Source organism: Patiriisocius sp. Uisw_017, from assembly GCF_047731265.1.
GTDB lineage: Bacteria > Bacteroidota > Bacteroidia > Flavobacteriales > Flavobacteriaceae > Patiriisocius.
Window position 1 is genome coordinate 3,402,249 of sequence record NZ_CP159835.1, and the last position, 18,818, is coordinate 3,421,066.

General features: G+C 31.7%; 18 protein-coding genes. 1 reads left to right on the plus strand and 17 read right to left on the minus strand.

Annotated elements, in window-relative coordinates; all coding sequences use genetic code 11:
* Positions 1 to 39: 39 nt before the first annotated feature.
* The 17 genes from ABXT67_RS15430 to cysQ all read right to left on the minus strand — a co-directional run bounded on the left by ABXT67_RS15430 (position 40) and on the right by cysQ (position 18,129).
* Entirely contained in the window at positions 40 to 321 is a 282-nt protein-coding gene (locus tag ABXT67_RS15430; protein WP_415377015.1) for a four helix bundle protein, read from the minus strand.
* Positions 322 to 478: 157 nt separating this feature from the next.
* Positions 479 to 1,597 carry an NAD-dependent epimerase/dehydratase family protein gene (locus ABXT67_RS15435; protein ID WP_415374921.1) on the minus strand — a complete coding sequence of 373 codons (1,119 nt, stop codon included), beginning with the start codon at positions 1,595 to 1,597 and terminating at the stop codon, positions 479 to 481.
* 13 nt (positions 1,598 to 1,610) lie between these two features.
* Positions 1,611 to 2,027, minus strand: coding sequence for a WxcM-like domain-containing protein (locus ABXT67_RS15440; protein ID WP_415374922.1), 417 nt, complete (start codon positions 2,025 to 2,027; stop codon positions 1,611 to 1,613).
* A gap of 4 nt (positions 2,028 to 2,031) precedes the next feature.
* The gene (locus ABXT67_RS15445; protein ID WP_415374923.1) at positions 2,032 to 3,063 is read right to left on the minus strand and encodes a polysaccharide biosynthesis protein; all 1,032 of its coding nucleotides are present in this window, start codon (positions 3,061 to 3,063) and stop codon (positions 2,032 to 2,034) included.
* A 140-nt stretch (positions 3,064 to 3,203) separates the two neighbouring features.
* Positions 3,204 to 4,163 carry a glycosyltransferase family 8 protein gene (locus ABXT67_RS15450; protein ID WP_415374924.1) on the minus strand — a complete coding sequence of 320 codons (960 nt, stop codon included), beginning with the start codon at positions 4,161 to 4,163 and terminating at the stop codon, positions 3,204 to 3,206.
* Positions 4,164 to 4,171: 8 nt separating this feature from the next.
* Positions 4,172 to 4,708 (minus strand): acyltransferase, encoded by a 537-nt coding sequence (locus ABXT67_RS15455; protein WP_415374925.1) that lies wholly within the window; start codon positions 4,706 to 4,708, stop codon positions 4,172 to 4,174.
* A 248-nt stretch (positions 4,709 to 4,956) separates the two neighbouring features.
* Positions 4,957 to 6,108, minus strand: coding sequence for an EpsG family protein (locus tag ABXT67_RS15460; RefSeq protein ID WP_415374926.1), 1,152 nt, complete (start codon positions 6,106 to 6,108; stop codon positions 4,957 to 4,959).
* Positions 6,105 to 7,484 carry a hypothetical protein gene (locus ABXT67_RS15465; RefSeq protein ID WP_415374927.1) on the minus strand — a complete coding sequence of 460 codons (1,380 nt, stop codon included), beginning with the start codon at positions 7,482 to 7,484 and terminating at the stop codon, positions 6,105 to 6,107. Before ABXT67_RS15465 ends, ABXT67_RS15460 begins: the two co-directional genes overlap by 4 nt.
* A gap of 21 nt (positions 7,485 to 7,505) precedes the next feature.
* A complete protein-coding gene (rfbD, locus tag ABXT67_RS15470) occupies positions 7,506 to 8,369 on the minus strand; it encodes a dTDP-4-dehydrorhamnose reductase (RefSeq protein ID WP_415374928.1) in 864 nt (287 codons plus the stop codon).
* Positions 8,369 to 8,917, minus strand: coding sequence for a dTDP-4-dehydrorhamnose 3,5-epimerase (rfbC, locus tag ABXT67_RS15475; RefSeq protein ID WP_415374929.1), 549 nt, complete (start codon positions 8,915 to 8,917; stop codon positions 8,369 to 8,371). The genes rfbD and rfbC overlap by 1 nt, the downstream gene beginning before the upstream one ends.
* Positions 8,918 to 8,919: 2 nt before the next feature.
* A complete protein-coding gene (rfbA, locus tag ABXT67_RS15480; protein ID WP_415374930.1) occupies positions 8,920 to 9,795 on the minus strand; it encodes a glucose-1-phosphate thymidylyltransferase RfbA in 876 nt (291 codons plus the stop codon).
* 2 nt (positions 9,796 to 9,797) lie between these two features.
* Complete coding sequence (gene rfbB, locus ABXT67_RS15485; protein WP_415374931.1) at positions 9,798 to 10,862, minus strand: dTDP-glucose 4,6-dehydratase; 1,065 nt, start codon at positions 10,860 to 10,862, stop codon at positions 9,798 to 9,800.
* A 51-nt stretch (positions 10,863 to 10,913) separates the two neighbouring features.
* A complete protein-coding gene (locus ABXT67_RS15490) occupies positions 10,914 to 11,468 on the minus strand; it encodes a hypothetical protein (RefSeq protein ID WP_415374932.1) in 555 nt (184 codons plus the stop codon).
* 638 nt (positions 11,469 to 12,106) lie between these two features.
* A complete protein-coding gene (locus tag ABXT67_RS15495) occupies positions 12,107 to 13,546 on the minus strand; it encodes a lipopolysaccharide biosynthesis protein (protein WP_415374933.1) in 1,440 nt (479 codons plus the stop codon).
* Positions 13,547 to 13,569: 23 nt separating this feature from the next.
* Positions 13,570 to 14,670 (minus strand): Wzz/FepE/Etk N-terminal domain-containing protein, encoded by a 1,101-nt coding sequence (locus ABXT67_RS15500; RefSeq protein ID WP_415374934.1) that lies wholly within the window; start codon positions 14,668 to 14,670, stop codon positions 13,570 to 13,572.
* 2 nt (positions 14,671 to 14,672) lie between these two features.
* The gene (locus ABXT67_RS15505; RefSeq protein WP_415374935.1) at positions 14,673 to 17,099 is read right to left on the minus strand and encodes an SLBB domain-containing protein; all 2,427 of its coding nucleotides are present in this window, start codon (positions 17,097 to 17,099) and stop codon (positions 14,673 to 14,675) included.
* A gap of 217 nt (positions 17,100 to 17,316) precedes the next feature.
* The gene (gene cysQ, locus ABXT67_RS15510; RefSeq protein ID WP_415374936.1) at positions 17,317 to 18,129 is read right to left on the minus strand and encodes a 3'(2'),5'-bisphosphate nucleotidase CysQ; all 813 of its coding nucleotides are present in this window, start codon (positions 18,127 to 18,129) and stop codon (positions 17,317 to 17,319) included.
* Positions 18,130 to 18,301: 172 nt separating this feature from the next.
* Here cysQ and ABXT67_RS15515 point away from each other — a divergent pair, with 172 nt between their 5' ends.
* Positions 18,302 to 18,793, plus strand: a complete 492-nt coding sequence (locus ABXT67_RS15515; RefSeq protein WP_415374937.1) for a Dps family protein — start codon at positions 18,302 to 18,304, stop codon at positions 18,791 to 18,793.
* Positions 18,794 to 18,818: the final 25 nt, after the last annotated feature.

Sequence of the window (18,818 nt, forward strand, 5' to 3'; positions counted from 1 at the left end):
CGGTAATTGGTGAATTTGCACTCATATAATATTCATTTGTTAAACCCATTTCTTTACAGACGAGGGGTAAGTCATTAAGCATTTTTCCAATACTTGTTTTGATTTGTTTAATTCTTCTATCTCGAACTCGGTAGCAAAAGTAAGGTTTTTGGTTATGATAATCTGAATTTCAAGTTCCATACAACTCCCTAAAAAAATATGAAGAAACTGAAGGGACTCTTTATTGTTTTTTCTAGCAGCTTTTCTGCAATATTTGATAAAATTGAAACTGAAACTCGTCGCATTTGACTGCTTAGACCCTATCGATTCTCTTCTGGGAATTTAGACGCTAGCAAATAAATTTAGGCTCCTAAATCTATCGACATTTTCCAAACATCTAGATCCTTATGCGTTTTCATTCTGAACTTTTTTAGTGGTTAAGATACCTAGACCCAATTTACAAATAACCAATCTCAAATTACCTGTTATCAATCATCAACTACACTTCTTCAAAATAGGTGTCTGCATCCTCAGGATCAAAGGGTTCATTGATCCAAAAATTCGTGTATAAAATATCGTCGCCTACATTTTTGATGTTGTGTGTGTACCAGATAGGCATATCTACATAGGCCGGTTCGTCACCGTCTAGATAGAAATCAAAAGTTTTATCTGTTCCTATTTTTCGTAGCTGAATTAAAGCCTTTCCTTTGATGACCGCGAAACGCTCTATCTTGCGTGTATGATAATGATTACCTCTTGTTATTCCTGGAACTGTAGTAGAAAAAGATACCTGTCCTCCTACTCCTAATCTTATTATTTCTACAAAACTCCCTCGTGGGTCTGTGTGCTGTGAAAATTTTACTGGATAATGGTTTTCAATATCCATGTAACAGCGGAAGGTATTAAATAGATTTAATTCAAAAGAATTACTAATTTCTGGAACTTCTCCATTGTCTTGATAAAGTGACTTATAATGATTTAATAGTGCTAATATTTCTGAAACTTTAGCCTCAGAAGTATGCGGAACATTATAGGATGGATTGTTTTCTTTAGAATTTATTTTTGAAATAATTTCTGCTACTAATTCATTCACATAAATTAGTTTTAAATCTCCATCTACCTCTATTTTAGGTGCCCCACCTGTTGCAACTAAATGTGAAAATGTTGCTACTACTGAATTATAAAAAGGCTTCCCAAAAGGTCCAAAAACATTGGGGATTATCATCCCAGTAAATGTTGCATTGTTTGAAGATGCCCATTCCTGAATGGTTTTTCTTGCCTCTTTTTTAGAATTACCATAATGATTGTCTCGTTCTTCTTGCGATGAAGAAGAAAACAACACTTGAGGATTGCTGTTCGTGCGTTTTAATGCAGCTACGAGTTTGTGCGCCAACCCTACATTTGTATCATAAATAACCTGCGGATCGTCGTGCCTGTTCATAGCAGCAAGATGAACAATGACATCGCAGCTTGCTACAAAAGAATCTAATAAACTGTCTTTTTCAAAAAACGACCTTTCAAAAGGTATGCGTTCATAAACCTCTGGGCTAAGTCCAAGTGTATTATGTAAATGTGTGCCAACAAATCCAGCTTGTCCTGTTATTCCTACTTTAACCATTAGCTTGTATTTATTAATTGAAATATTCTAAATCGTATCTATACTCGTCTTTAACTTCTCCTAATGCATAATCTGCCATTATCAATAAAATCGAATCGTCTTCTAACATCTCTAAACGAAAAATATATCCTGGAGGTGCGTGCAAAACATCAAACGTTTCATTTAAAATTTGAAATTCGTTTTTGCACAAATTTATTGATGGAGTTTCCCAGTCATCTATTGCAATTAATGAAACCTTGAAACTTCCTTTTAAGCAAGAAAACCATCTGCTTTCAATTTTATGACCTATCCATCCTCTTGCTGGATTGTCTTGGGTATTAGAAATAGTGTACACCCTTTTTATCAAGCTAGCGTCAAAAGTATTATTATATTTTAAGTTACCCCTATGGTCTTGATGACTTCCGCCTTTTATTAAAAGTGGTTTTTCCATTATACTAACCTGGCATTTGAGTTACATCTTTACCATATACCTCTTTTTGTATCAATGGAAGTTTAGACAATAATTTTTTCATTCCCTCTACATCCTCTTGTTGTGTATTGTGAGAATTATAGTCTTCAATTTCAGAAATTGCTCCTGCTCCTTCAGAGAAATATTGCGCGTAATTTAAATCTCTATTATCTGCTGGAATTCGGTAAAAATCGCCCATATCTTCTGCTTTCAGCATTTCTTCGCGTGTACATAAGGTTTCGTATAATTTCTCTCCATGACGCGTTCCTATAATTTTTATTTCGTTTGTTGCATCACACATTTCTTTGAGTGCTTGAGCAAGATCACCTATGGTACCTGCGGGAGCCTTATTGACAAATAAATCTCCTGTATTTCCATGCTCAAAAGCAAATAAAACCAACTCAACGGCTTCCTCTAATGACATTAAGAACCTTGTCATATTAGGGTCTGTAATAGTTATAGGTTGTTTGTTTTGAATTTGCTTTAAGAATAATGGTATTACTGAACCTCTGGACGCCATTACATTTCCGTAGCGCGTTAAACATACGGTTGTATCTGGATTATTTCTTGAAGCAGCAATTGCTACTTTTTCCATCAATGCTTTTGAGATCCCCATAGCGTTAATAGGATAAGCGGCCTTGTCTGTGCTTAAACAAATGACTTTCTTCACTTTATTAAAAGCAGCAGCATCTATTACATTTTGCGTTCCCATTACATTCGTACGTGTTGCTTCCAATGGAAAAAACTCGCAAGAAGGTACTTGTTTTAGAGCAGCGGCATGAAAAATATAATCCACATTACGAGTTGCCCGTTCTAAACTACTATAGTCACGAACATCACCAATGTAGAATTTCAATTTATCATTCCTAAGCGCCGTACGCATATCGTCTTGCTTCTTTTCATCTCTTGAAAAAATACGTATTTCGCTAAAGTGATCTGTATTTAAAAAGCGTTGTAGCACAGCATTTCCAAAGGAACCTGTTCCACCAGTTATTAAAAGTGTTTTGTTTTTAAGCATTGATGTAATTTTATCTATTTATAATTGTACAATATCTATCATTATCAGAAAATAATAGTGCGGCTTGGATATTTTTTAAAAATTTAAAAACTAGCACAACATTGATTTATTAAAAAAGCCTATTATCTCTGTGTTTTTCATTAATTTAATCTTTGTTTTATATCACGTAAAAGATGAAATAACCAAACTGGTATATATTTAAAACCTAATTTCATTCTTTTAGCACTTTTAGTCAATTTCTTATCTTGCAAGGGCACGTGTGCCCAAGGAGATGCTGATTTGTAATACAAATACCTGTCTTTTAACGGATGGGTACAGTTTTTCTCCCAAGGTCTCAAAAACCAACCTGACAGGTAATGAATAATTATGGGGTTTTCCCTTGCTTCAGAAAGTTCTTTATTGGTAAAGTATGTTTTAGATTTTAAAATTTTAAACAATTTCTTATTTGAACCCATATAAAAAATAGGAGAAAAATTAAACTTTGGATGCATTGTTGCTATTTTACCATTGCACACCACGTTAATGGTTCCTTCGCTTAAAACGGGTGGTTTTCCATTAAATCTATCAATAAAAGCTAAAAACTTCTCTTCCATAGCGTCTTCACGAAGTAATTTTGCATTTACCATAGCCACACCGTCATTATATACAGTTGCTTCTTTTGAAAGACCTAATAGCTCATTACTATCCCTAGTCATTGTTTTAACCAATCCAAAATAACAGTTTTTCAAGTCCATATCCCAAGCATCATCTAAGGGACCTTGGATAACAGTATCACTATCAATGTAAAATATCCTGTCTACTCCTTTTATGTTTCCAAAAAACAGTTTTGCATATACTGTTTCTGTATGCCTACCTATTTCACTAATATTTAAATTCCCACATATCTTGTCAAAGGGAATGAGATGTAATATTCGATTGTCAGAACTCACTAATTTTTGAAGTTTCTCAAGTGAGCTTTGTGCTACATCAATATGTATAAAATAAATATTGATTTCCTCAAAATGTGTGTTGTTCTGTAATAAAGATAAGATTGATATGCCAGTATGAGCTATATACGCTTCATTACAAGAATAAGCAATGTTTAAAATCTTGTTTTTCAAATCTGATATTATTTATTGTTATAATTAAAGTGTTTCTTTAATGCATCATCCTTCTCTTTATATTTTAGATGTCCTAACCCTAGAGAATTTTCCTTTAGTCCCTCAAGATAATCATCGGCCGATTTTATAAATTTTGCTGGTATTCCGCCGTATACACCATTCGAAGGCAAATCTTTAGTAACTATTGAACCGGCCGCTACTACCACATTGTCCCCAATATTAACACCGGGTAGAATGATAGCTCTAACACCAATATATACATCGTTACCAATGGTAATAGGTGCTGTAATTTCTAAATCAGGATACTCATTTCTATACAATAATGTTCCTCCATCATGCGTAACAAATAGTACCTCTCGTGTAATATGCACATTATTCCCCATTGTTATTATCCAAGGTTCTGTTCCAAACATTGAATTAGGATTGCCATAAATACAAATATTTTCACCCATATTTACACCTATTTTTTTAGCATATCCCACATGGTTCAAAGCTGCATAAGTACTATTATATAACTTTTTATATAATCTAACAATTAAGTTCATATTTAAATAAATTAGAAGTCCTTACTTTCTATTATTAGTTTTTCTCTACTTGGTTGTTCGCATTTCTTAGATATCGTAGCATAAGGACACCAATCTATTATATCATCAAAAATCATTAACAATGTCTGAAATATCTTTAAGAGATACAGAAGTATGCATAATGATCCCAAAAATAAATAAAATAAAAGCACTCCTTGCATTTTTCACAATACTTCCTTTTGATTTGTAAAAGCCAATGATAATTTCTGTTAAAAATTACTTTTATCAAAAATCAGCTTTTCTCTTTTAGAAAATTCTTGTTTATTAAAAATTGTTGTGTAAGGATACCAGTGGTGATACCATCTTGAATTTGCTACAATATCTGATGTATCTTCAAAATAAGGAGACAAGCTTATAACTGTTGTAAATAATAGTATAAACGCGGATAGTATATATTTTTTGAACGTATCTACTTGATTTTGATAAACCCCCATAATTAACTCTGCTACTACTATAAAAAATATGGGAGTCAAATAATTTAAAAATCTAAAAAAGATAAAAAAGATTGCTGTTGATGCACCAATTAATAAATATATATTTAAGAAAGGAAAAAGTTTTATGTCCCTCTTAATATTCTTTTCTGCGAGATACTTAATGATGTAGGGATAAATAATGTATAAGAGATATAATGACACAAACCCGATTAATGATGGGCTATAATCTGCATAACTCTTTGCATTACTCATAAAACCACCTAGTAGATTTACTTTAAAAACTAAACTCGCAAAAACAGAATTAAGAATAATTCCAATAAAAAATAAAAATGTGGCTTGTAAAAAGTTTAATTTTATTTTCATCAATAGCGGAATTATAAATAATATAATTCCTGAAAAATGAAATTGAAATGTGATGATTGCACAAATAAAATAAGGGACCCATTTTTTATTAATTAAAAAACTTAGGGCATAAAGGAATACTACTATAGCTAGAGATTCTCTTAATATTTCAAAATTAAAATAAAAATAGTATCCAATATAATATAGCAAAACACCCAAAAACGTATGCTTCGTGAATTTTTTTATGAAATGAAAAATGAAAAAATTTATGAAAATTGCGTGCATAAACTGCAGTACATAGAACTCTTTTGAAATAGATTTTGCTACGGCACTAAATACCAACCATAGTGGTTGTAGTTTTGGAAAAGCAAAATTTCCGTAAATCAATTGATTTAAGTCTGGCATTCTCTCGTGACGTACTATATATAACAATGTATCTCCTCCTACTCTATATCGCAGACCACTAAGAAGTACCAAGACTAAAAAAACAACAAAATACCAGAATACTCTACCGAAGGTAGCACCGCCAAAATCGTATACGACCGCTAATACTATGAGAAAAAACAAAATGACAAAATATATCATACCCTACGTTTTATAAGATTTAAAACGTGCTTTTTATAAAAGAATATATTTAGTAATAATATACCAATAGCACAACACACTATCCTGATCGCATTATTGTATTCTGCATTATAAGCATACCAAAACAACGTAAACATAAGACTGAAATAAAGTGCATCCTTTAAGAATTCTTTTAAAACAAATGGTTGACAGGAAATAGGTAACATCGTCCAAATATATATAGAAATTACCGAAGCTACCGCTATACTCTCTAGGCTCTTAAAATAAAAATAAATAGACAAACTTAAACTAAGCGCAATTGCTAAATATACAAATGTATCTCGTAAGAATTTTTTTTCAATTTTTTTTATTTTGTACAGGTTTACATAAATGGACTTTATGACTACCATGCCTGGCAACGAAGCCATAAGTATCGCTGTTACCGGTAAAGCATCTATATACTTTGGGAGAAAACTCGTTACTATGGTTTCAAGAAAAAAGTACCCTACCAAGGTAAAGCTACTAATAATAAATAAAATAATTTTAATATTTCTTACCACCTCTTTACTATGATTATTATATAAATGTGGATAGAACGTTTTATTTATTGCCCCAATAAAAACCATTACAAATCCTATAAGACTTACCCCCAAAGAATAAATAGCAAAATTTATATCTCCTGTAAATATTTTTGATATCCATCTTCCCGAATCAAAAAATAAAGTAAATAATAAATTACCCAACATTATATAAAATCCAGAAAAAAAAACGAGTTTAAATAATTTTGCATTAATTGGAATGCTTTTTAATGAAATGGAGAGGTTATATTTTGTGGACCTTCCATATTTATATTCCAAGAATACGACAGATATGATATATCCACAAATTGAAGCAAGTACGTAAAACCTATAATCCTTTACTCCTAATAACATTAAGCTTAGTGTAATAATAATACTGGCTAAGGGTACTATTATTGTAGTAATAGAATATTCTTTAAACTGTGCTATAGCTTGATAATAGTATAAAAAGAACGATTGTAAGTTTATGGGTAAAATAGCCAGACTTATCAAAAGTAAAATATCATTGTTAAGTACAAAACCAGCAATAACAACTACTACAACTAAAAGTAGCTGAAAACTTAGGAAAAAATTGTGATACCCATTAAACTCTTTTTTATCAACTGTTTCTTTAGCATATCCTCCATATTTGATGTTGAGACCATCTACAAAACCAAAGTGTAAAAATCCAATAAAACTTGCGTAGAGTGTGTATGTTTTTACTTGTGCAAAATCTTCAATCGACAGGATATATGGCAGTACAAGTCCATTTACAACGCTTGATATTAAAACGATGAAATTAGAAACAGCAACTCGAATTAGGTCTTTTTTAAGTCCCATGTAGGATTTTAGTTAAATATATTAACTAGCATTTTCTATACAATGAACTAGTGAAGTTTTCCAATACGGAATGTCTAGATTAAATATTTCTCTAATCTTTTTTTTGTTTAGTACTGAATAACTTGGCCTTTTTGCCACTGTTTTATAAAATTTAGATTCCACAGGGCTAATCTTGCATTTGAGATTATTTAAATGTATTATCTCTTGAGCAAAATCATACCAGCTGCAAACCCCTTCATTGGAAAAATTATAAATCCCAATAGTATCATTATTTATTTTTGGGGCTATTTGCAAAGAGGCTTCTGCTAAATCTAACGCGTATGTGGGAGTGCCTACTTGATCAAAAATAACATTTAGTTCCTCTTTTTCTTTTCCAAGTTTAGAAATTGTTTTGTAAAAATTATGGCCAAAATTAGAGTAAACCCAGGATGTTCTTAAAATAACATAGGCTATAGAAGAGTTAACAAGCAGTTCTTCTCCTAATAATTTTGAAGCGCCGTATTGTCCAATTGGGTTCGTCTCCATGTCTTCGGTTAAAGGAATGTTCGAAGTACCATCAAAAACATAATCTGTTGAAAAATGAATTATTTTTATTTTATGATTTTTTGCGGCGTCTATAAGATTTTTGACACCATCACCATTAATTGCTTTGGCTTGTTGAAATTCAACTTCAGCGGTATCAACTTGGGTATACGCGGCACAATTTATAATGTGTGTGAACGAATGATTATCTTCAAAAAAACAAATTACTTCTTCTTTATTTGTTATATCTAACTCATTTCTATCTACAAATTTGAAACTATACTCTGGGTATTTACTTTCAATAGCCCGATATTGTTTAGCCAGCTGTCCTTTTCCGCCTGTAATTAAAAATGAAATATTCATTAGTCAAAATATTTCGCATTCTTAAAAGAAGGGCCGAGTAAATCTTTTTCAGACAACACCATCTTTTCTTTCTCTAAATGCCAGTCTATATTTAAATCTTTGTCATTGTAAACAATAGATGCTTCACTTTCTTTATTATAATAATTATCGCATTTGTAAGCAAATACAACTGTCTCAGACAAACAAATAAAACCATGGGCAAATCCCCTAGGCACAAAAAATTGCTTTTTATTTTCTTCGCTTAGTTCTATAGCACAATGTTCTCCAAAGGTGGGAGAGGTCTTTCTTAAATCAACAGCGACATCTAATACTTTTCCTTCCAGTACTCTTACTAATTTTGATTGGGCAAAGGGCGCTTTTTGATAATGCAAACCTCTTAAAACACCCAAAGAAGACTTCGATTCATTTTCTTGAACAAAATCAACAGACCCTATATGTTTCTCAAATTCAGTTTGCTTATATGATTCAAAAAAGTAACCTCTATCATCTCTTATAACACGAGGTTCTATGATCCACAAACCCTTGATAAACGTTTCAGTAAATTTCATAATTAATCTTCTAACAATTGTTGTAGATATGCTCCGTAAGCATTTTTAGACATTGCTTTCGCGCTGCTCTGTAATCTGTCCTTATCAATCCAATTTTTTGCGTAAGCAATTTCTTCTAAACAAGCAATTTTCAATCCTGTTCTATGCTCTACTGCTTTAACAAATTCTGTAGCTTCAGTTAAGGCTTCATGAGTACCAGTATCCAACCAAGCGAATCCTCTACTAAGTATTTGCATTGCGAGTTGGTTTTGACGCAAGTATTCTTGATTTACAGAGGTGATTTCTAGTTCTCCTCTATTTGATGGTTTTACATTTTTTGCAATTTCAACAACTGAGTTCGGATAAAAATACAAACCGACAACCGCATAATTAGATTTAGGTTTTATTGGTTTTTCTTCAATACTCAATACATTATTTGCCTTGTCAAATTCTGCTACACCATATCGTTCAGGATCATTAACATAGTTACCAAACACAACAGCCTTTCCTTGATTTGCCACTCTATCTTTAGCATTTGCGAGTAGCTTTTGAAAACCAGATCCAAAAAATATGTTATCTCCCAATACCAAACAAACATCATCACCGCCAATAAAATCTTCTCCAAGAATAAAAGCCTGTGCCAGACCATCTGGACTGGGTTGTTCTATATAAGATAAAGAAATCCCAAACTGGCTTCCATCTCCTAAAAGGTGTTTGAAATTAGGTAAATCATGTGGCGTTGATATAATTAACACCTCCTTTATATCTGCCAACATCAATACAGATAAAGGATAATATACCATAGGCTTATCATAAATAGGCAATAATTGCTTACTTACCCCTAGCGTTAAAGGGTGAAGTCTTGTTCCTGAGCCACCAGCTAAAATAATTCCTTTCATAACTAATTTGAATTTCCCGTTTCGTACTGATTTTTATAATAGTCTTTATAGGTTCCAGAAACTATATTTGATAACCAGACATCATTGTCTAAATACCAATCTATTGTTTTTGATAAGCCTTCTTCAAAAGTAACACTTGGCTCCCAACCTAGCTCCTTTTTTATTTTTGACGCATCTATCGCATACCTTAAATCGTGCCCTGGACGATCTTTAACGTAGGTAATAAGCTCTCTACTTGTACTTTTAGAGAGCCCTAATTTAGCATCCATTAAATCGCATAATAAAGTAACTAAATCTATATTTTTCCACTCATTAAAACCGCCAATATTATACGTTTCTCCTTCAACTCCATTATGGAAAACATTATCTATTGCAATTGCATGATCTACTACATACAACCAATCTCTTGTGTAGTTACCATCACCATATACAGGCAATGCTTTTTTAGTGATGATATTATTTATGAAAAGGGGAATTAGTTTTTCAGGAAATTGATTGGGTCCATAATTATTAGAACAATTTGTAATTACAAAAGGCAACTTAAAAGTTTCACCATAGGCTCTAACCAAATGATCAGAACTTGCTTTTGACGCAGAATATGGAGAATTAGGACTATAAGGTGTGTCTTCTAAGAAAAAGCCGGTGTCTCCTAAAGATCCATATACTTCATCTGTGCTAATGTGATAAAATAATTTATCCTCAAAATCGTTGGCCCAACTCTTTTTGGCAGCGTTTAGCAAATTTAAAGTACCTATAACATTTGTAAAAACAAACTCATTAGGATTTGTTATAGATCTATCAACGTGAGACTCTGCTGCAAGATGAATAACAGCATCAAATTTATATTTAAAAAAAATCGAATTGATATAGGACTCATCAACAATATCACCTTTTAAAAATGTATAATTGCTTTTCGATTCTACCTCTTTCAAATTTTCTAAATTCCCTGCGTAGGTTAGTTTGTCAAGGTTAAATATTTGATAATCAGAATATTTTTCTACAAACAAGTTTACTACATGAGACCCTATAAAGCCAGCTCCACCAGTAATTAAAATATTTTTTTTCATTTTAGACTATGAATTTTAAGCGTGCAAATATACTCAATCTATATCTTTTGTTTAGACGGTAATATCAAAATGCTTATTTATTTGTTGATTTTCATTTGAGTACAAGGCATATACAAGCGCCAGTAGAATCCACAGTAACGAAAAACGAGTTCCGTTGTGAAGAAAGTTATACAAAAATATAGGTAAAAAATATAAAAACAGTTTCCAAGTACCTCCTTCAAATAAGAAATATAAAAACAATATAAAGAGTAGTAGTCCTAAAAAACCATAGCTAAATAGCAAATTACCAAAGGTGCTATGAATTTCTTGCGGACTGTCTATCTTGTTTGACACAAATCTTTGATAATTTCCTTCACCCGCACCATATAAAATATATTTTGGACTGTTCATGATACGATCATAACCACGATCGCTATAAGAATTCACTGTTCTTTGCTCAGGTTTTTGAAAACGAGTTTGTACCCTATTAAACTCATCTATGATATAATCACTTTTAAATGAGAATAGAAGTATAACTGGAAGTAAAATAATGATTAAATGCCTACTATAAAATCGTTTTTGTAACGTTGGTAGGTAAAGAATCCAAAACAAGGCTATACCCAGCATTGAAGGTATACTTGTAGCACTAAAAATCAAAAGAGTCGCCAAAATCATGCAAAGACTAAAAAGATATCTTAGGCCTTTGAATTTCTTCTTTACTAGAAAAAAAATCGTGATAATCAATAAACTATAGTAGGATAATTGATTTGGGTTATTGAAAAAATTATACTCTCTACCTTGAAAATTATTAACAATACCTTTATCTATATCAAATAATACCAACAGATATTGGAAAGATAAAGATATTAATAAAACAATGAAAATGATTTTGAAATCTATCTCTTTACACCATTTAAAAACTTGAAAACAAAATAAGAAAAGACCTATATTATAAATATAATAAATACTCGCCTTCAAAAAAACAAAGTCATAAATGGGTACAGCAGTTAATGCGTGCACTGTGTTTATAAAAAGGGTTAGAAATAAAAAGGACAACAATACTTTTACCGTTTTTCTCTCCAGTAAATCCCAAGGCTTTTGCTCTATAAAAAATAAAACAAGTACCAGTAACATAATAAAATCTGCTATTTGTGGACTTCCACTCTTAAATAGATAAAAGGGTTTAAGGATAAAGTATATTAAAAACATTACCTTATAAAACTGTTTAATCCTATGTTTATTAAATGTTTTGATAATGGGTTTTATTATTTATTTGAAAACAAAAACTTATTCATGTAAAATTTAATGCTCTGTTTGAAGAAATAATAGAGTATGATACTATACACGATTATTGTAATGATCAAAAGAAAAATTAAATTCAATGGGGTGAATAGAAATAATGGCGTAACAACTAAAAAAGTTGTCCCAAATGCTATTATAGAGGGTTTCATTTTAGTTAGTATATCGGCAATAGTTATATTTAATTCTCTTTTAAGGAAATATAATGAAACTGTTAAATTACAAATTGCAGGCACTATTGTGGCAGCAGCAACACCATTAATGCCATAAAAACTTCCTACATAGACTGACGGAATCGTTACTAAAATAAGTATTGATGAAAGAATAAACATTTCTAATTTTGGCTTGCCAATACTTCTAAAAACGATTGTACATCCGTGAGTTATTAAGTTAATCATTACAGCTATGACAAGCAATCGAATGGGTGTTTTAGCATCAATCCATTTATACCCAAAAAATAATTTTATAATGGGTGTACACAAGACAAACAACACTAACATAATAGGAAATAATACAAGCGAATAATATCTCAAACTCTTTAAATAATAATTTCTAATTATGCCTAAATTTCCTTGTATTTTACTGTAAAAAGGAAACATAACTCTATCGATCATGCTTGTAACTTGAGTACTTATTAATACCGTTAACATAAAGGCTAAACTGTATATGCCAAGGGCTTTAGTACTTATTAATTTTCCAATAAATAAATAATCAATATTTGATGAAATAATAAGAATTAAAGAAGTTATGAATGTAAAGAAACCGAATTGAAATAGTTGTTTTAGAGAGACAATACTAAATTGAAGTTTTGGCTTCCATCGAATTAAAACGATGTAAAATGGAAGAGAAATTACAAATGGAATTAAAATATAAAAAACTAAAGCCCAGACCCCTCCCCCTTTTAATGCAATAATTATAGCGATAAACCCAGTTATTATAGCTGCTATACTATTAATAATAGCAAGAGTTTTAAAATTTAAGGAGCGAAGCATTTTTGTTCGATAAACAATCGTAACTGCCTCGATCAAGATTGGTGCCGTTAAAATTGGTATAATTTTAAGGAGTAAAGGTTCATCATAAAATCTTGCAGCTATAGGAGTTCCTATAAAGTATACTAAAATAAATATTGTTGATGACCAAAAAACACTCCACCAAAAAACAGATTGATAGTGTAAATCTTCTAAAAGTTTGTTTTTTCTTTGAATAAGTGCTGCCTTAAAACCAAACTCAGAAATCACATAGATGATACTTGTTATTGCCGTTGCAATACCTACTAATCCAAAGTCTTCTGGAAACAATAAATTTACCAATACTAATTTAACTAAAAGATCAAAAATCCTTTTTATAAAAACTTGAATAACACTCCACAGCAAACCTTTACGAAGTTTTTTATCAAGTGATTTCATTTAGTAATTAATAGTTAAATGTATTATAACAAATTTGCTTTCAAATAGGGAATTAGTGAAATTAATAGAACATAACACACACCTACTATAAAACCAACAAATATAAAAATAAGAACTATGTATGCTCCTGCAAGAGATGACGCCTCTAATGAAACGTAAGGAGCTTTAAGCAGCGTAAATATAGGAGTGTCTTTGGCTACTTGCAATTTTGCAGATTCTACTTGGTTCGCTAACTGAGAAAAAATTTCATAAGCCAAATCTCTTTCATTCTTTAATTGTTCATCTCGAGATTTAGTTATATAAGAAATACTATATTTATTGCTATCGCGATAAGAACCCAAATTAGCCCTTTTCACTACATATTCTTTTTCAGCCATTTCATATCTTTTCGAAATAAAATCCAATTCATTCCTTGATTTCTCAATATTATAATTAATAATTGCCTCCTCTAAAATATGTTCGCATTTTTTCACTAATTGAGCAGAAACTATGGGCTGTAAAGTAGTTGCTGAAATATCAATATATCCATCTAATTCATTAAAAGATATATTTATTTGACTTTTCATTGAAGATATCTGAGATTTTTCAATTGGAGTAATTTTAAATATGGTACTGTCGTTAAATGTTGATTCACCAAACTTATCTTTGGTCTTAAACATATTCATGAATTTACCAGGAAGTCCAATAGTGTAACTTTTAAAGATATCAATAGCCTTACCAGACTCATAAAGACTAAGGTATTCAGCATAAGTAATTAACCCATCTTCCCCAGAAACCTCAATTTTCTGGTTTAAAAGTTTTCTTTGAAATGTTAGGTTATCTAGTATTAGCGGATACAAACTAGGAACAATTTTATTTCCTTCAGATTGCCCCAAATTGATACCAACTAAAGACGCAATATTTGTATATTTTTTACTCAATCCCTTACTGGAGGAAATTTGCGGCAATACGATTGAACTTGAAGTATAGTTTTTAGGGCTTATGACTGCAATTATTACCCCGATAACAAAAAACAAAATGACAGCAGCTAAAATAAGACGTCTTTTATTTAGAATAGCGTTAACTGCAGTTGAAATCGTATAGCTCTTAACTTTCGAATCAGAAACTTTTATAATAGAATCCATATTTAATTCTTAAGCACATTATCTAAAAGAAATATGATAGTGGCGACCCCACTAACAATTCCTATTACTCCCTGTGTACTAATATTATTCTCGCGTTTTGGCTTATTGGGAACAATAATTAGAGCACCAGGCTCTAGTTTAGGAAAAGACCTGAAAAATAAGAATCTTTTAGTTGATTGAATTTCGCCATTTAAGTATACGACATATGTTTTTCCCTTTCTTGCGTTCTCAGAAAACCCTCCAGAGTTGCTAATATAATCTTTTAAACCATACGATTCGTCATACCTAACTAAGGATGGAACCAAAACTTCACCATCGACCTTTACGGTTTGCTTAGTTGAAGGAACTGTAATTTCATCGCCGCTTCTTAAAATCATGTCAAATTTACTACCAGGATTTTTCATGATTTTCACTAAGTCTATACCCACTCTTAAAGACTGTTTATTTTTTAAGGAAATATCCTCATCGTCTTCACTTATATTTTCTTTTACATCATCTATTACTTCTGCCTGTGCTTTTTCTTTGTAATAGGGGTTTACCCTTGTTAATGATGCCCCTCCTTCATAAGCAAATCTCGATAGACCTCCAGCCTTTTTAACTAAATCAGAAATACGTTCCTCCTTCGTTTCAAGACTATAATCACCTGGATAATTAACTTCACCAGAAATTGACACAGATATTAGGTCAGCATACCCTTTCAAATATCTAACCGATATGCGATCATTAGGTTTTAGTAAAAAAGCGTTCGTATTGTTTTTTTTGATGCCTAAGCTTTCAATTCTAAGTGTTTCCACTAACTTATCTTCCTTTTCACCTACTATTTTTCTGTAAACGTCAATTTTGGAAATATCTGCATTTTCAGTAAAACCGCCAGAAAGTAAAACCAGATCTTCAACAGTTAGATTATCAACAAAACGTATTCGTTTAGGTTTAATTACGGCACCAGAAATCGTTACATAGGACATTTCTTTTAATTTATATTTATTGTATATTTTAATTAAATCATTATTTTCTAATAAAATATCTTTGGCTTTGTCACCAGCGATATCTGCTATTGAAAAAGAAATCACTTCTGATCCAACACCATCAAAAGACCTAAGAATTATTCCCCTCTCTAGAAAAGCTCGATCTAAGACATTATCAGCCTTTTTAATTAATTGAGAGACCGTTAAACCTTCTGTTAATTCAAAAATTCCAGGTCTAGATACAGCACCTTCTATTTCTACTTTGTTTTCAAAACCGCCCAAAATTGATTGTATATTGATATAATCTCCGTCTTTTAAAATTTCTGAAGTTGCTTTACTCATGTCTACCTCTAGTATTCGTTTTGCATCTCCAGATATACGCTCGACTATAACAAGGTCTTTATAAGCCATCGAAGTAAAACCACTAGTAAATTTCAATAAATCCTTTAAAGTTTCATTTGGTTTTAATTCAAACAAACCAGGTCTTTTGACTGCTCCATAAATACTAACTCTTGATAAATAAGGAGATACTAGTATAATATCTTGATCTCTTAAAACTAAATTTCCTTCTTGAGAACCTTTGGTTAAATATGTATACATATCAAAACTCACGGTTTCTTCGCCATTTCGTACTAATTTAATATCTCTAAAAGTACCTTTATCTGAAGGTCCACCGGCCGCATAGAGTGCATTCAAAACGGTTGATAAAGAGCTTAAGGAATAGGTGCCTGGCGTATCAACTTCTCCTATTATATTTATTTGAACTGTCCTTACACTAGCTAACGACACTCCTATATTTACTCTAGAAGGACTGTTTTCTGGAGCATCCAGACCATTATATATGCGTTTTAAGGCACCTTTTATCTTTGATGTTGCAGCTTCAATAGTGAGTCCATTCAATAAAACAGGACCAATATTGGGTAGCCGAAGCGCCCCTTCTCTATCTATCGATGTACTATAAGTCTTTTCGGATGCTCCCCAAATTGAAATAACCAACTTGTCCCCTGGCCCTAATTTATAATTTATAGGAGTAGACAAATTTAAATTAGGGCTAAAAGAGATATTTTGATTTGAAAAAAAATCCATTCCAAAAATTTCACTCTTAGGTTTTGACTCCAAGCTTCCGTTTTTGGAAATCAGCTCCTCGGCATCTATCTCTAATTCATTTTCAAATGTCTCTTCTTCTTCAGTTTCATCAATTGGAGTATTGAGGGCAAGAATTCTACTTTCAAATTCTGTTATTTTTTCTGCAGATACCCCTCTTGCTCTTGCCAGTGCTCTAATTTGTTCATCTGAATAGCCCTGAGCTTTTATTTGTTCATAATAACCAAACAATTTCTTGTCAGATAAACTTTCAACCGATTCAACAGTAGCATCGGCTGGAATATCCTGAGCCACCAAATGGTTTGTAGTAAAAACCAACAATGTAAAAACTATGATAAGACTTCTTAAATTCACACTCATTAAATAAAATATTAACAGTATTAAACTCCTTTAAAAGGCGACAAAGATACATTTTTTTTCATAGTATCATTTAAATAGTAGTCACTATGAAATTCTTCTAAAATTCAACAAAAAAATCTTACTTAACTCATATTAAAATCTCATATATTGTGGCTCTAAAATATTCTTTGAGCCAATTTGCATCTAAACAACGATTCGATTTAAGAACCAAGTTCTCTTATTCAAAATGCACATTATTAGTGCTTGCAATAAAAAAAGAATTCAATAAATTTTCCTTGTTGTATTGCAAAGGTTCTTTAGTTAAAAAGTCTAATACCGAAACTCCTGCTGCCTGGCAAATAGCATGCCCCGCTGCGGTATCCCATTCCATAGTTGGGGCAAACCGAGGATACACATCTGCACTTCCTTCTGCAAGCAAACAAAATTTTAACGAACTCCCTTTAGTAATAACGGTAACGGGGTGTTGTTTTCTCTTGGCCTCTATATACCGTTTCGTCCTACTGTTTAAATGCGATCTACTTGTGGTAATCTTAAAAACTTGATCTTTTACTGAATTGCCAAATAGTTTTTCTGAAGTTTTTAGAATCTCTGGAACCGTGGTAAAAGTTTCTGAATCAATAGTTGTTTTATAAGAAGCACCTCCAGTTGCCGAAGTATAATAAAGCAATTTAGTTACAGGAATATATAGTACTCCTAAAACAGGAGTTCCATTCTCGATAAGGGCTATATTTACCGTAAACTCCCCATTTCTGTTTATAAACTCTTTGGTTCCATCTAAGGGATCTACCATCCAACAACGGGTCCAATCTTTACGAATGGCATACGCTGTTTGCTTATTCTCTTCACTGATAATTGGAATTTCGGTTTTCTCTAAGAAGCCCATTATAATCGCGTTGGCGTTACTATCGGCTTTCGTTAATGGAGAAGTATCCTTTTTATATTTAACAACAAAATCTGTATCGTAGATCGATAAAATTTCCTGGCCTGCAAGAACTGCAGCGTTTATTGCAATTTGTAATAATTCTTCCATAGAAAAACGAATTTAAACAAAAATAGGCGTTTAAAAAATCTAAAGTCAGAAACAGAAACAACAATAAAAACATTTGTTAAGAAAATTCTTATACCGTTAAAAAAAGACTAAACCACTTGTTAAAATTGCTTTCACCTCACAACCATTGTAACTTAGGCGAAAACAAAACAAAATGAATTATTTAAATTTAGACCTAGAAAAAACAACAAAAACAGCTAACGAACTAAATGTTTTGTTAGCGGATTACCATTTATATTATCAAAAACTACGCAACTTTCATTGGAACGTAGTAGGAAAACATTTTTTTGATCTTCATGAAAAATTTGAAGAAATGTATGATGATGCAAAGTTGAAAGTAGACGAAATCGCAGAACGTATTTTGACCTTGCGTTTTCAACCCGTTAGCAACTTTTCGCAATATTTAGAACTTTCAAATTTGAAAGAAAGTCCGTCGGAAACGAAGGCAACTGAAATGGTACAGGTATTACTAAAAGATCACGGTGCAATATTAAAGCAATTAAGATTAATAATAGAAACGGCAGATGAGGCGAATGACGAAGGAACGATAGATATGGTAGGGTCATATATTGGAGAGTTAGAAAAAATTAGTTGGATGCTAGATGCTTGGTCTATGAATAGTGCAGCTACAAATTTAGAGGAGTAGTTGTTCCAATGCAATTTGATGTCTT